Annotated in this window: 14 protein-coding genes; 12 read left to right on the top strand and 2 right to left on the bottom strand. The window is 72.8% G+C overall.

Annotated elements, in window-relative coordinates; genetic code table 11:
• The first annotated feature begins 51 nt into the window (after positions 1 to 51).
• From rimM to dprA, 9 genes are all read left to right on the top strand, one after another.
• Positions 52 to 600 carry a ribosome maturation factor RimM gene (gene rimM / locus ACFWE2_RS20020; RefSeq protein ID WP_377225964.1) on the top strand — a complete coding sequence of 183 codons (549 nt, stop codon included), beginning with the start codon at positions 52 to 54 and terminating at the stop codon, positions 598 to 600.
• Between the two features lies 1 nt (position 601).
• Positions 602 to 1,393: a tRNA (guanosine(37)-N1)-methyltransferase TrmD gene (trmD, locus tag ACFWE2_RS20015; protein ID WP_377225963.1), complete on the top strand. Its 792-nt coding sequence runs from the start codon at positions 602 to 604 to the stop codon at positions 1,391 to 1,393.
• 241 nt (positions 1,394 to 1,634) lie between these two features.
• Positions 1,635 to 1,982, top strand: a complete 348-nt coding sequence (gene rplS, locus ACFWE2_RS20010) for a 50S ribosomal protein L19 (RefSeq protein WP_377225962.1) — start codon at positions 1,635 to 1,637, stop codon at positions 1,980 to 1,982.
• Between the two features lie 238 nt (positions 1,983 to 2,220).
• On the top strand, positions 2,221 to 2,988 hold the full coding sequence (gene lepB / locus ACFWE2_RS20005; protein ID WP_377225961.1) for a signal peptidase I: 768 nt from the start codon (positions 2,221 to 2,223) through the stop codon (positions 2,986 to 2,988).
• Entirely contained in the window at positions 2,989 to 3,681 is a 693-nt protein-coding gene (locus ACFWE2_RS20000; protein WP_377225960.1) for a ribonuclease HII, read from the top strand. It abuts the gene before it with no gap.
• A gap of 7 nt (positions 3,682 to 3,688) precedes the next feature.
• A complete protein-coding gene (locus ACFWE2_RS19995; protein ID WP_116674488.1) occupies positions 3,689 to 3,988 on the top strand; it encodes a DUF2469 domain-containing protein in 300 nt (99 codons plus the stop codon).
• Positions 3,989 to 4,155: 167 nt separating this feature from the next.
• Positions 4,156 to 4,602, top strand: a complete 447-nt coding sequence (locus ACFWE2_RS19990) for a YraN family protein (RefSeq protein WP_377225959.1) — start codon at positions 4,156 to 4,158, stop codon at positions 4,600 to 4,602.
• Entirely contained in the window at positions 4,602 to 6,149 is a 1,548-nt protein-coding gene (locus ACFWE2_RS19985; RefSeq protein WP_377225958.1) for a YifB family Mg chelatase-like AAA ATPase, read from the top strand. Before ACFWE2_RS19990 ends, ACFWE2_RS19985 begins: the two co-directional genes overlap by 1 nt.
• On the top strand, positions 6,142 to 7,494 hold the full coding sequence (dprA, locus tag ACFWE2_RS19980; protein WP_377225957.1) for a DNA-processing protein DprA: 1,353 nt from the start codon (positions 6,142 to 6,144) through the stop codon (positions 7,492 to 7,494). Before ACFWE2_RS19985 ends, dprA begins: the two co-directional genes overlap by 8 nt.
• A 98-nt stretch (positions 7,495 to 7,592) precedes the next feature.
• Here dprA and ACFWE2_RS19975 read toward each other — a convergent pair whose 3' ends face one another.
• Positions 7,593 to 8,549 carry a zinc-binding alcohol dehydrogenase family protein gene (locus tag ACFWE2_RS19975; RefSeq protein WP_377225956.1) on the bottom strand — a complete coding sequence of 319 codons (957 nt, stop codon included), beginning with the start codon at positions 8,547 to 8,549 and terminating at the stop codon, positions 7,593 to 7,595.
• A 160-nt stretch (positions 8,550 to 8,709) separates the two neighbouring features.
• On the opposite strand from ACFWE2_RS19975, the gene ACFWE2_RS19970 reads away from it, so the two are divergent.
• A complete protein-coding gene (locus ACFWE2_RS19970; RefSeq protein WP_377225965.1) occupies positions 8,710 to 9,618 on the top strand; it encodes a tyrosine recombinase XerC in 909 nt (302 codons plus the stop codon).
• Positions 9,619 to 9,687: 69 nt separating this feature from the next.
• On the opposite strand, the gene ACFWE2_RS19965 is transcribed toward ACFWE2_RS19970, so the two are convergent.
• On the bottom strand, positions 9,688 to 10,374 hold the full coding sequence (locus ACFWE2_RS19965; protein ID WP_377225955.1) for a peptidoglycan DD-metalloendopeptidase family protein: 687 nt from the start codon (positions 10,372 to 10,374) through the stop codon (positions 9,688 to 9,690).
• 523 nt (positions 10,375 to 10,897) lie between these two features.
• On the opposite strand from ACFWE2_RS19965, the gene rpsB reads away from it, so the two are divergent.
• Both rpsB and tsf read left to right on the top strand, forming a co-directional pair.
• The gene (gene rpsB, locus ACFWE2_RS19960) at positions 10,898 to 11,794 is read left to right on the top strand and encodes a 30S ribosomal protein S2 (RefSeq protein ID WP_377225954.1); all 897 of its coding nucleotides are present in this window, start codon (positions 10,898 to 10,900) and stop codon (positions 11,792 to 11,794) included.
• A gap of 105 nt (positions 11,795 to 11,899) precedes the next feature.
• Positions 11,900 to 12,739, top strand: coding sequence for a translation elongation factor Ts (tsf, locus tag ACFWE2_RS19955; protein WP_377225953.1), 840 nt, complete (start codon positions 11,900 to 11,902; stop codon positions 12,737 to 12,739).
• Positions 12,740 to 12,783 lie beyond the last annotated feature (44 nt).

Here is a 12,783-nt window from a genome sequence, read left to right as displayed (position 1 = left end):
CCTCGGACCCGTTCGACGGGCGAATATCCAGCACTCAACGGGAGGAGAGACATGCAGCTGACCGTGGCGCGCGTCAGTAAAGCGCACGGGCTCAAGGGCGAGGTAGCCCTCGACGTGCGCACGGACGACCCTCAGGCCCGGCTCGCGATCGGCGAGCGGCTCGAGACGGTCCCGGCCGACGTCGGCCCGCTGACCGTGACGCACGCGCGTGAGCACCAGGGCCGGTGGCTGGTCACGTTCGCCGAGATCAGCGACCGGACCGCCGCCGAGAACCTGCGCGGGACCGAGCTCGTCATCGAGGCCGACGCCTCCTCGGACGAGGACGCCTGGTACGCGCACGAGCTCGCGGGCCTGCGCGTCGAGCTCGAGGACGGCACGGTGGTCGGCACGGTGATCTCGCTGGAGTACATGCCGGCGCACGAGTCGCTCCTGATCGAGGAGACCCTGCCCGACGGCTCCGCCGTCCGCACGCTCGTCCCGTTCGTCCTCGCGATAGTGCCGGTGGTCGACGTCGAGGGCGGTCGAGTGGTGCTGACCCCGCCCGGCGGGCTGCTGGCGCGCGACGCCGACGCCGCGATCGTCGACCGGGAAGACGACTGACGTGCGCGTCGACGTCATCTCCATCTTTCCGGACTACCTGGCGGCGCTCGACCTGTCGCTCGTCGGCAAGGCCCGCCAGCGCGGCCTGCTGGACCTGCGCGTGCACGACCTGCGCGACTGGACGACAGACCGGCACCGCACGGTCGACGACACCCCGTTCGGCGGGGGAGCCGGCATGGTCATGCGCCCCGACGTCTGGGGCCTCGCGATCGACGAGGTGCTGGACGCCGGTACGACGGGCGCACACCTGATCGTCCCTACGCCGTCGGGCGAGGTGTTCACGCAGCGGCACGCCGAAGGCCTGGCGTCGGCGGAGCAGCTCGTCTTCGCGTGCGGACGGTACGAGGGCATCGACGCGCGCGTGGCGCAGCACTACCGGGACGCCGGGGTCACGGTGCACGAGCTGTCGATCGGCGACTACGTGCTCAACGGCGGCGAGGTCGCGTCGCTGGTCATGATCGAGGCGGTGGCGCGGCTGATCCCCGGTATGGTCGGCAACCCGGACTCCCTGGTGGAGGAGTCGCACGGGGCCGCGGGGCTGCTGGAGTACCCCGTGTACACGAAGCCGCCGTCGTGGGCGGACCTCGAGATCCCCGAGGTGCTCGTGTCGGGGCACCACGCGAAGATCGAGCGCTGGCGCAGGGACCGCGCGCTGGAGCGGACGGCGCGGCTGCGGCCGGACATGATCGCCGCGCTCTCCGTGTCGAACCTGGACAAGCACGACCTCGCGCTGCTCGCGGAGCTCGGCTGGGTCCGCGGCGCGGACGACGCCGACGGGCTGACGCGGGCCTGACGTCGTCCCCGCCCGACGTCACACCTGCTCGGGGAGCCGGTTCGCACGTGCGTGTGGCAGAATTACCCCTCGGTGCGTCGCCGGTCAGGTCTCTGCCACAGGGGACGGCCGGGGCGGGCAACCGCCCCTGACCGGGGTCAAGCCGCACCAGAATCCACACCCTTCCGGGACCCGGCGGCCAGCAGGCCGAGGCGGGGCCCATGATATTCGTGCCTGACCTGTGGCAGGCCCGGAGAGAACAATGCAGAAGCTCGACATCATCGACGCAGCCTCGCTGCGGTCCGACATCCCGGAGTTCCGCGCCGGCGACACCGTCAAGGTGAACGTCAAGGTCGTCGAGGGCAACCGCTCTCGTGTCCAGGCCTTCCAGGGCGTCGTCATCTCCCGCCACGGCGGCGGGGTCGGCGAGACGTTCGCTGTCCGCAAGGTCAGCTTCGGTGTCGGCGTGGAGCGCAAGTTCCCGCTGCACGCGCCGTCGATCGAGTCCATCGAGGTCGTCAGCCGCGGCATCGTCCGTCGCGCGAAGCTCTACTACCTGCGCGACCTGCGCGGCAAGAAGGCGAAGATCCGCGAGAAGCGCGACAACTGACGCGCCTGCGTCACAGCACTCGGCATCGGCCGTCGTCCTCAGCCTCGAGGGCGGCGGCCGTCGTCGTACGTGACCTGTCCTGCGGGGATGTCTCGGTGGGGATGTCTCTGTGTTGATATCCGACAGGGTGCGTGTGTGCCCGCGAGGCATTTCGCCGCAGGCGCTCCGAGGTGACAGAGTTACCCCCGTGACGAGTTTCGACCGGGTGGCGCCGCCCACCCCTATTGATGGGACGCCCTTGAGCTCAGCAGAACCGTGGGAGAGCAGCGGGGCGCATCGACAGGGCGGAGCCGCGCACGGTCGTGAACCGAGAAAGCAGCAGTCCGGCTTCGTCGCGATGCTCCGGGAGATCGGGATCATCGTCGTCAGCGCGCTGATCCTGTCGTGGCTCATCAAGACGCTGCTGGTGCAGCCGTTCTACATCCCCAGCGCGTCCATGGAGGACACGCTGACGCAGGGCGACCGCGTGATGGCGTCGCGGCTGACACCCGGCCCGTTCGACCTGAAGCATGGGGACATCGTCGTCTTCGTCGACCCGGGGGACTGGCTGCCGCCGTACGTGCCGCCGGAGCGTGGACCGGTCGGCGACGGCGTGGTGTCGTTCCTGACCACCGTCGGCCTGCTGCCGCAGGACACCGGCGACCACCTCATCAAGCGCCTGATCGGGCTGCCCGGGGACAAGGTGGTGTGCTGCGACGCCGAGGGGCGCGTGTCGGTGAACGGCACGCCCATCGACGAGACGTACATCAAGCCGGGCTCGATCCCGAGCGAGGACCAGTTCGACGTCACCGTGCCGGAGGACATGCTCTGGGTGATGGGCGACAACCGGCAGAACTCGCAGGACTCCCGCAAGAACCGGGGCAAGCCCGGCGGCGGGTTCGTGCCCGTCGACAACGTGGTCGGGACGGCGTTCGCGACCGTGTGGCCGCTCGACCGGCTGAAGTGGCACAGCAACCCGAGCGACGTCTTCGCCGGCGTCCCGGACGCGCCTCCCGCGGAGAAGTAGGTGGTCCGCACGGTCCCGACGCTGCGACACGAGAGGGCGCTGCTCGCCTCCGGCGCCCGCCTCGTCGCGGGCATGGACGAGGTGGGGCGCGGCGCCCTCGCCGGCCCGGTCAGCGTGGGCGTCGTGGTGGTCGACGCCACCACGCGCACCGGACCCAAGGGCGTCGCCGACTCCAAGCTCCTGACGCCGGCCGCGCGCGAGGCGATCGCGCCCGCGGTGCGGCGCTGGGCGGTGGCGTGGGGGGTCGGCCACGCGGGACCCGCGGAGATCGACGAGGTCGGGATCATCGCGGCACTCCGGCTGGCCGGCCGGCGCGCGCTCGCCCAGGTGCGCCTGACGTGCGGCGACGTCGACGTCGTCGTGCTGGACGGAAAGCACGACTGGCTCTCCACCCCGTCGCTCGACCTGTTCGCGGCGGCGGACGCCCCGGACGACGGCGTGCGCGACCCCGCCGTGCGGACGCTGATCAAGGCCGACATGACCTGCACGTCGGTGGCCGCCGCCAGCGTGCTGGCCAAGGTGGAGCGGGACGGCATCCTGGTCGAGCTGGCGCAGCGGCACCCGGAGTACGCCTGGGACCAGAACAAGGGGTACAGCGCGAAGGCCCACATGGACGCCCTGGGGCTGCACGGTCCGACACCGCAGCACCGCAGGTCCTGGAACCTGCCCGGAACTGCGGCGTCGGTGGGATGATGTCGTCGTGAGCGCCGAAGACCTCGAGAACTACGAGACGGAGATGGAGCTCGCGCTCTATCGGGAGTACCGGGACGTGGTGGGCCTGTTCTCCTACGTGGTGGAGACCGAACGCCGGTTCTACCTCGCCAACCAGGTGGACCTGCAGGTGCGGTCCGCGGCGGGCGAGGTGTACTTCGAGCTGCGGCTCGCCGACGCCTGGGTGTGGGACGTCTACCGTTCCGCGCGCTTCGTGAAGTCGGTGCGCGTGGTGACGTTCAAGGACGTGAACGTCGAGGAGCTCGCGAAGGCGGAGCTGTCGCTCTGACGCGGCTCGGCTGAACTCGTCGCGGGCCCGCACCGACCCGCCCGACGAGACCGCAACGTTCCGTGCACGACGCCGGGCCTGTGGAACGTCGATCTGTGCACAGGCGGCCCGGTGCACCCCGCCCGGCGGCCCCTCCGTGACCAAGGCTGGTCACGGAGGTGGACGCGATGGCGAAGAAGGACGGCGTAGGCCGGTACGGCGAGCGGGTGGCGCTGCGGCACGTGGTGTCGCGCGGCTGGCAGGTGCTCGACACCAACTGGCGCGGCACGGACGGGGAGCTCGACATCGTCGCGCTCGACGGTGACGTGCTCGTGGTGATCGAGGTCAAGACCCGGTCGGGCCACGGGTTCGGGCACCCGGCCGAGGCGGTCACGCCGCGGAAGCTGGCGCGGATCAAGCGGTTGACCGGACAGTGGCTCACCGTGTTCCGGGAACGGCTCGCCGCGGCACGGCTGGCCGAGGAGGTGGCGCCGGGCAGTCCGGCGCCGGGCAGTGCGGCGCCGGTGCTGCCGGACGTGCGCCCCCGCTTCGGGGCGATCCGGGTCGACGTGGTGGCGGTGACGCTGCAGCCCGAGGGGCCCGCTGTCGTCGAGCACCTCGAGTCGGTGGCCTGATGGGGACGGCGACCACCCGAGCGGTCTCGCTCGTCGGCATGCAGGGGCACGTGGTGGAGGTGCAGGCGCACCTGGCGGCGTCCGTCCCCGGGTTCACGCTGGTGGGCCTGCCGGACGCCGCCCTGAGCGAGTCCCGCGACCGGGTCCGGGCGGCCGTGACCAGCACGGGGCTGCAGTGGCCTGTCAAGAAGATCACGGTCAACCTCTCGCCCGCGTCGCTGCGCAAGCAGGGCAGCGCGTACGACCTGGCGATCGCCGTCGCGGTCCTGGCCGGAGCCGAGGGACCCACGTCAGCGGGTCTGCGCCGCGACGGCCTGGACCGGGTGGTGCACCTGGGCGAGCTCGGGCTCGACGGGCGGCTCCAGCCCGTGCGCGGGGTGCTGCCGGCGGTGGCGGCGGCGGTGGGCGCCGGATATCCGGACGTCGTGGTGGCCGCCGGGGACCTCGACGAGGCGCGGCTCGTGCCGGGCGCCCGCGTGGTGGGTGCGGCGAGCCTGGCCGAGGTGGTGGCGCTGCACGGCGGGCCGCCCGAGCTGGTGCGCGAGGTGGTGACCGTGCGGCCGACCCGCACGGCGCTGGCCGCCCGGCTGCCGGGCGACCTGGCCGACGTGCTGGGACAGGAGCGTCCGCGTGCGGCCCTCGAGGTGGCGGCAGCGGGCGGTCATCACCTGCTGCTGGTCGGCCCGCCGGGGGCCGGCAAGACCATGCTGGCCTCTCGGCTGCCGGGGATCCTCCCCGACCTCACCGACCGCGAGGCGGTCGAGGTCACGGCGGTGCACTCGGTTGCGGGCACGTTCGACCCGGGCGGAGGGCTGATCCGCCGGCCGCCGTTCGAGGACCCGCACCACACGGCCACGCAGGCAGCGGTGGTGGGCGGCGGGTCGGGCATCCCGCGTCCGGGTGCGGTCTCGCGGGCGCACCGCGGAGTGCTCTTCTTGGATGAAGCACCAGAATTCGGGAGCAAAGTCCTGGAGACGCTGCGCCAGCCGCTGGAACAGGGCGAGCTGGTGATCCACCGGTCGGGCGGCGCCGCACGCTACCCGGCCCGGTTCCAGCTCGTGCTCGCGGCGAACCCCTGCCCCTGCGGGCTGGCGGTCGGCAAGGGCCTCGAGTGCAGCTGCTCGCCGACGCTACGGCGCCGGTACTTCGCGCGGCTCTCCGGCCCGCTGCTGGACCGGGTGGACGTGCAGGTCGAGGTGCAGCCGGTCGACCGCGTGGAGCGCCTGGAGGGCAGGTCCGAGCCGACGTCGGTGGTGGCAGCCCGCGTGCTCGCCGCGCGCCAGGCCGCACGGACCCGCCTGGCCGGTACGCCGTGGTCCACCAATGCCGAGATGCCCGGGCCGTTCCTGCGCGACCTGTTGCGGCCGCACCCGGGCCTGCTCGGCCCGATCGAGCAGGCGATGACCGACGGACGGCTCAGCCTGCGTGGCGTGGACCGGGTGCTGCGGATGGCCTGGACCATCGCGGACCTGGCGGGACGTGCCGCGCCAACGGTGGCCGACATCGGGAACGCGCTGCTGCTGCGTACCGGGGGCGACCATGGGTGAGCCGCTCTTCGACCTGCCCCGCACAGGACTCGGGTTCGACGCCGACGATCCGGTGCTGGCCCGGGCCGCGTGGAGCCGCATCGCCGAGCCAGGGGACCCGGTAGCCGGTGCGCTGGTGGGCAACCTCGGTCCCGTCGCCGCGCTCGACTGGCTGGTGGACGCGGCCCGGTCCCCGGACCGGGCGGGCGCCGCGCTCCGGCGGATCGGCGGCGCCCGTGCGCTCGACGCCGTGCCGGGCCGCGGTCCCGGACCGGGCGCGGGCGGCCGCGCCGACGCACCCGGGCGCCTGCTCGGGCCGGCTGCCGAAGGGCCTGTCACCGAAGGGCCTGCCGCCGCGAGGCCGGGGCCTGGCGGCGGCACCTCGGGTGCGCGAGCGGCGGACCTGGTCGTCGCCGCCGTGCGGCGCTGGGCGCCACGGCTCGAACGGCTCGATCCCGAGGGCGAGCTCACGGTGCTCGGCCGGTACGGCGGTACGTTCCTGACCCCGGACGACCCGCGCTGGCCCGCCGGGTTCGCCGACCTGGGCGTGGGCGGTCCGCTGGCGCTGTGGGTGCGGGGCGACCCGGACCTGTCCCGGCTGGCGGAGCGTTCGGTGTCCCTGGTCGGTTCGCGGGCCTGCACGGACTACGGCATCCGCGTGACCAGGACCCTGGCGTGCGGCCTGGCCGACCGTGGGTTCACGGTGGTCTCGGGCGGCGCCAACGGCATCGACGCGGAGGCGCACCGGGGTGCGCTGGTGTCCGGGTCGCCGACCGTGGCCTTTCTCGCGGGTGGTGTCGACCGGCTCTACCCGGCGAGCAACACCGACCTGCTCCGGCGGACCGTCGAGCAGGGTGCGGTGGTGAGCGAGGTGCCGCCGGGTTCGGTACCGGGCAAGCAGCGCTTCCTCAAGCGCAACCGCCTGATCGCCTCGCTCACCTCGGGCACCGTCGTGGTCGAGGCGTCGGTCCGGTCAGGCGCGCTGTCCACCGCCAACCATGCGGCGAGGCTGCTCCGGCCGCTGGGGGCGGTGCCGGGGCCGGTCACGTCGATGGCGTCCGCGGGCTGCCACGAGCTCCTGCGGCGGGGCGCCGCCGTCTGCGTCACGGATGCGGCGGAGGCCGCCGAGCTGGTCGGGGACGTGGGCGAGAGCGCGCCGGAACGCCGGGGCGAGACCCGGCTCGGCGACCACCTCGACGCGGCGGGCAGGGCGGTGCTGGACGCGCTGCCCGTGCGGAAGGCGGCGCACGAACGGTCGATCGCTCGTGCGGCGGGCCTCGCGCTCGGCGACACGACGGGTGCGCTGGGGCTGCTGGAGCTCATGGGCCTGGCCGAGCAGAGGGACGGAGGCTGGCGCAGGCGCTGAGGCGCCGGCGGAGCCTCGCCCGCGCCGTGCCCCGTGCGCCTGCCCTGTGCGCCTGCCCCGTGCGCCGCACGCCGGACCAGCGCACGGGGCGGGGCAGTTCAGCGGGTCGGGTCGAGCAGCAGCTTGCCGACGGTACCTCGTGAGCGCAGGGCCTCGTGCGCCCCGCGGGCGTCGGACAGGGCGTACTCGCCGCCCGCCACGGCGCGGAGCCCGCCGGTCCGTGCGAGGTCGAAGAGCTCGGCCAGCGCGGTGCCGTAGAGGTCGCCGGGCAGGCGGAACACGTGTGGGAGCCACATGCCCGCCACGGTGGTGCTGTGGCCGAGCAGGTTGCGCAGCTCGACGGGCTTCGGCGGAGTGCGTCCCGCCATGCCGTAGAAGACCAGCCTGCCGAAGGGCGCGAGCGCCGCGACGCTCTGGTCGGTGGTGGTCCCGCCGACCATGTCGAGCACGATGTCCACGCGCCGTCCGTTGGCCTCGACGAGGGTCGCGGTCATGTCGTCCGAGCGGGAGTCCACGGCGACGTCGGCGCCGAGCTCGAGGGCCAGGGCGCGCTTCTCGTCGCTGCTCGCCGTCGCGACGACCCGGCCGGCGCCCCAGGCCTTGGCGAGCTGCACGGCTATCGTGCCGACGCCGCCTGCTGCCGCGTGCACGACCACCGACTCGCCGGGCTCGAGGTGGGCGTTCTTGCGCAGCAGGATCCAGGCGGTGGTGCCCTGCACCAGCATGGAGAGCGCCGTGAGGTCGTCCACATCGTCGGGCACGGGGAAGGTCATCGCCTCCTCGGCGACCGCACGCTCGGCGTATCCGCCGCCACCGGCCAGGAGTGCGACGACCCGCCTGCCGTCCGGCGTGCGCCCCACCACCTCGCCGCCGGGGACGAACGGGAGCCTGGTCGGCGTCTGGTAGGAGTTCTCGACCTGGTGCGTGTCGGCGTAGTTCAGGCCGATCCGCGTGACGTCGATCAGCACCTGTCCGGGGCCCGCCGTCGGTTCGGGTACCTCGACGGCCTTCAGGACCTCGGGCCCGCCGAACTCGGTAACCTGTACAGCACGCATCTTTGCGTCCTCCTGTGCTCGTCCGACCAGCCATGGTCGCAGACCTCGCGGGCACGGGCGAAAACGGCGGCGCGCCTGCTTCCACGTGCGGGACGGGAGCTGCACACTGGCAAACGTGGACCTTACCGACCTGTCCGGCTTGCCTCGGCTACCCGAGCACATGTCCGACGCCGTGTCCCGGTTCGGCAGCTACCTCGACGCGCAGCGCGGGCACTCCGCCCACACACGTCGTGCCTACGTGGCGGACGTGACGGACCTGCTCCGCTACGCGATGCGGCACGGCGGCACGCGGCTCGACGCCATCGACCTCACCCTCCTGCGCGGCTGGCTCGCGTCCCAGTCGGACCGTGGGCTCGCCCGCTCCACGCTCGCGCGCCGGGGTGCCTCCGCCCGCGCGTTCCTGCGCTGGGCGCACCGTTCAGGGCTGGTTCCTGTTGACCCGTCGGCACGCCTCGCGAGCCCCAAGGTGCCGCGCACCCTGCCCACCGTGCTCGACGTGGACGCGGCGGGCCGCCTGCTCGACGGCGCCCGGACCGCGGCGGACGAGGCCGACGAGGCGAACCGGCCGGCGGCCCTGCGGTCGTGGGTCGCGGCCGAGCTGCTGTACGGCGCGGGCATCCGCGTGGGCGAGCTGGTGTCCGTCGACGTCGTCCACGTGGACTCCCGGGACCGGCTCGTGCGCGTGCTCGGCAAGGGTGGCAAGGAGCGAGTGGTGCCGTTCGGTATCCCGGCGGCGCGCGCGGTGGAGGCCTGGCTCACCGACGGCCGGCCCGAGCTGGTGACGGCCACGACCGGCGACGCCCTGCTCGTGGGGGAGCGCGGCGGACGCTGGGGTCAGCGCCAGGTACGCGAGGCGGTGCACCGCCTCGCGGCCCAGGCCGGGGTGGACGACGTGGCGCCGCACGCGCTCCGGCACTCGGCCGCCACCCACCTGCTGCAGGGCGGCTCGGACCTCCGTGCGGTGCAGGAGGTGCTGGGCCACGCGAACCTCGCGACCACCCAGCGCTACACCCACGTGGACGCGGAGCGGCTGCGCAGCGTCTACGCCCAGGCCTTCCCGCGCGCCTGACCGTCCCCACCCGTTGAGTGCTGGATATTTGTCCTCCCGAAACGGTTCGAGAGGACAAATACCCAGCACTCAACGGGTCGGTGGGTCCGGGAGGAGGACGATCTGCGGTCTGTTCAGCAGCGACAAGGGGTCGATGTAGCGCTCAGCCCGCCGGACGCCCCAGTGGACGCAGGATCTCGGCGCGCAGTGGTTCGGCGTCGTGTTGCCGCCGTCCGCCCGGCTGCTCTCCACCACACCGATCGCCGCCCCGGCGGCGACCGCTGTCCCGACCGGCACCGAGGCGGCGACCGGCTCCAGACTCGTGCGCAGCCCGTCCGGATGCGTGACGACGACCACCCCGCGCCGTGCGACCTGTCCCGCGAAGGTCACCACCCCCGGGCCTGGGGAGCGCACGCCGGAACCCTCGGGGGCGACCAGGTCCACACCACGGTGCCCGGCTCCCCACTCGTGATCGGGCGCGTCGAACGGACGGACCACCCCGGACGGTGGGTCCACCCCGGCGACGGGCGCGACGTATCCGGTTGTGCCGGTCGTGAGCTCCCCGGCGTCGGGGCCCGGCAAGACCCCGAGGTCTGCGCGTGCCAAGCCCCCGAGGTCGGCACGCGCCAGAACCCCGACGTCAGGGCCCGAACGGACCGCGGCGGCGGGTACTGCCGCGGAGAGTGCGACAAGCACGGCGGTGAGCAGCACGGTCAGGAGCGTCGTGGCGCGCCGCCCGAGTACGTGGCGGCCGGCGGGAGCGATGAGCGGTCTCATGCAGCGAGCCTCGACCGGCGTCCGCACCTCCGGGCGCCGCAGGACGGCCGCCTGTGCACAAGCAGGCGCAGGGCCCGCCTGTGGTCGCGTTCGGAGCCCGCTACCGGCGTGGCGAGGGTCTCCGCGGCGCCCCGAGGAACTTCCGGGAGCAGACCCGGACCCGGTCGGCGGGGGAGCGGACGACGTCACAGTCGCGGCACGGCGGCTGGGTCCTCGTTGCGAGGGCTGGTCGGGTAGACTTCCACCCGCGACCGGCATGCACTCCCGATCCGGCGGACGGACAGCCTCGCTGACCGTCGGCCCGGCAGGGGGAGCACTCGATCGACAACGCGCGTCACACCAAGGTCGCGTCCGGCAGCGGTCCGGCCCACAGGGTCGGCGTCGGACACGCCGTGGCGCCAGGGGCACCGAGGCAACGTGGTGCCGATCCAACCCAAACCGCGGCCGGGACGCAGTCCTGTGCCGCCCTGAAATGCGTGCGGAGGACCCGGGTCGATCTCGGGCCGCACCGAAAGGACGTGTCATGGCCGTCGTGTCCATGCGCCAGCTCCTCGAGAGCGGTGTCCACTTCGGACACCAGACCCGCCGTTGGAACCCGAAGATGAAGCGCTTCATCTTCACGGAGCGCAACGGCATCTACATCGTCGACCTGCAGCAGTCGCTGCACTTCATCGACAACGCCTACGACTTCGTCAAGGAGACGGTCGCCCACGGCGGCTCGATCCTCTTCGTCGGCACCAAGAAGCAGGCCCAGGAGCCGGTGGCCGAGCAGGCCGCCCGCGTCGGGATGCCCTACGTGAACCACCGCTGGCTCGGTGGCATGCTCACGAACTTCACCACCGTGCACAAGCGCCTTCAGCGGATGAAGGAGCTCGAGGAGATCGACTTCGACGACGTGGCGGCCTCGGGCCTCACGAAGAAGGAGCTCCTGGTCCTGCGCCGCGAGAAGGACAAGCTCGCGCGCACGCTCGGCGGTATCCGTGACATGGCCAAGGTTCCCTCGGCCGTCTGGATCGTCGACACGAACAAGGAGCACCTCGCGGTGGACGAGGCCCGCAAGCTGGGCATCCCCGTCGTCGCGATCCTCGACACCAACTGCGACCCCGACATGGTCGACTACGCGATCCCGGGCAACGACGACGCGATCCGTTCCGTCACGCTGCTCACCCGCGTGATCGCGGACGCCGCCGCCGAGGGCCTCATGCAGCGTCACTCCGGTGGCAACAAGACCGGTGCCGAGGCCGAGGCCGCCGCCGAGCCGCTGGCCGAGTGGGAGCGCGAGCTCCTCGCCGGTTCCGAGGGCACCGTCGAGACCCCGGCGGCGTCCGTCGAGGCCGCTGAGGCCGCCACCCCGGCCGCCCCTGCCGAGGCCACCGAGGCGGTTGCTCCCGAGGCCGCCGAGGCCGAGACCGAGAAGTGACGTGCTGCGCTGACCGGGTCCGGTTCGCCCGGACCCGGTCGGCGCACCGTCCCTCGGGTCTCACGACCTCCCACGAACACCACGACTGCACGGAGGACCAGAACAATGGCGAACTACACCGCCGCTGACATCAAGGCGCTGCGTGAGCGGACCGGCGCCGGCATGCTCGACGTCAAGAAGGCACTCGACACCGCCGACGGCGACGCCGAGAAGGCCATCGAGATCATCCGCACCAAGGGCCTCGCCCGCGCCGCCAAGCGTGAGGGCAACGCCACGTCCGAGGGGCTCGTGGCCGTCAAGGTCGAGGACACCGCGGCCGGCCAGGTCGCAACGATGATCGAGCTGAACGCCGAGACCGACTTCGTCGTGAAGAACGAGAAGTTCATCGCACTGGCCGAGGCCGTTCTCGAGGCCGCGGCAGCCGCCGGTGCCTCGGACGAGGTGGCGGCCTCCGTCGCCCCGTCGGCCGAGGGCACCGTCGCCGACCTCATCGCCGCTCAGGGCGCCACGCTGGGCGAGAAGATCGTCCTGCGCCGCGTCGTGCGCGTCGAGGGCCCGAAGGTCACGACGTACCTGCACAAGACGGCCAAGGACCTCCCGCCGTCGATCGGTGTCCTCGTCGTCACCGACGAGGCCGGCGCCTCGGTCGCCAAGGACGTCGCGCAGCACATCGCGGCCCTGGCCCCGAAGTACCTCACGCGTGAGGACGTCCCGGCGGACGTCGTCGAGAAGGAGCGTGCGATCGCTCTGGAGACCTCGAAGAACGAGGGCAAGCCGGAGGCCGCGCTGCCCAAGATCGTCGAGGGTCGCCTGAACGGCTTCTTCAAGGAGGTCGTGCTCGTCGACCAGCCGCTGGCCAAGGACTCGAAGACCACCGTCGGCAAGCACGTCGCCGACGCGAACGGCTCCGTGTCCTCGTTCGTGCGTTTCCGCGTCGGTTCCTGACGCAACCAGGTCGGCCCGGTCCGCGCTTCGGCGCGGGCCAGGCC

Origin of the sequence: Promicromonospora sp. NPDC060271 (assembly GCF_042726755.1) — a bacterium.
In the GTDB taxonomy this organism is placed as follows: Bacteria; Actinomycetota; Actinomycetes; order Actinomycetales; family Cellulomonadaceae; genus Promicromonospora.
Note: the sequence above shows the minus strand (reverse complement) of the source record. Positions and strands in the feature narration are given on the sequence as shown.

Excerpts from the sequence above, each read along its gene's own strand:
- rimM (WP_377225964.1), top strand. The coding sequence starts at position 52 with ATGCAGCTGACCGTGGCGCGCGTCAGTAAAGCGCACGGGCTCAAGGGC.
- rplS (WP_377225962.1), top strand. The coding sequence starts at position 1,635 with ATGCAGAAGCTCGACATCATCGACGCAGCCTCGCTGCGGTCCGACATC.
- ACFWE2_RS19965 (WP_377225955.1), bottom strand. The coding sequence starts at position 10,374 with ATGAGACCGCTCATCGCTCCCGCCGGCCGCCACGTACTCGGGCGGCGC.
- dprA (WP_377225957.1), top strand. The coding sequence starts at position 6,142 with ATGGGTGAGCCGCTCTTCGACCTGCCCCGCACAGGACTCGGGTTCGAC.
- rpsB (WP_377225954.1), top strand. The coding sequence starts at position 10,898 with ATGGCCGTCGTGTCCATGCGCCAGCTCCTCGAGAGCGGTGTCCACTTC.
- tsf (WP_377225953.1), top strand. The coding sequence starts at position 11,900 with ATGGCGAACTACACCGCCGCTGACATCAAGGCGCTGCGTGAGCGGACC.
- ACFWE2_RS19985 (WP_377225958.1), top strand. The coding sequence starts at position 4,602 with ATGGGGACGGCGACCACCCGAGCGGTCTCGCTCGTCGGCATGCAGGGG.
- ACFWE2_RS19975 (WP_377225956.1), bottom strand. The coding sequence starts at position 8,549 with ATGCGTGCTGTACAGGTTACCGAGTTCGGCGGGCCCGAGGTCCTGAAG.
- ACFWE2_RS19970 (WP_377225965.1), top strand. The coding sequence starts at position 8,710 with ATGTCCGACGCCGTGTCCCGGTTCGGCAGCTACCTCGACGCGCAGCGC.
- ACFWE2_RS19990 (WP_377225959.1), top strand. The coding sequence starts at position 4,156 with ATGGCGAAGAAGGACGGCGTAGGCCGGTACGGCGAGCGGGTGGCGCTG.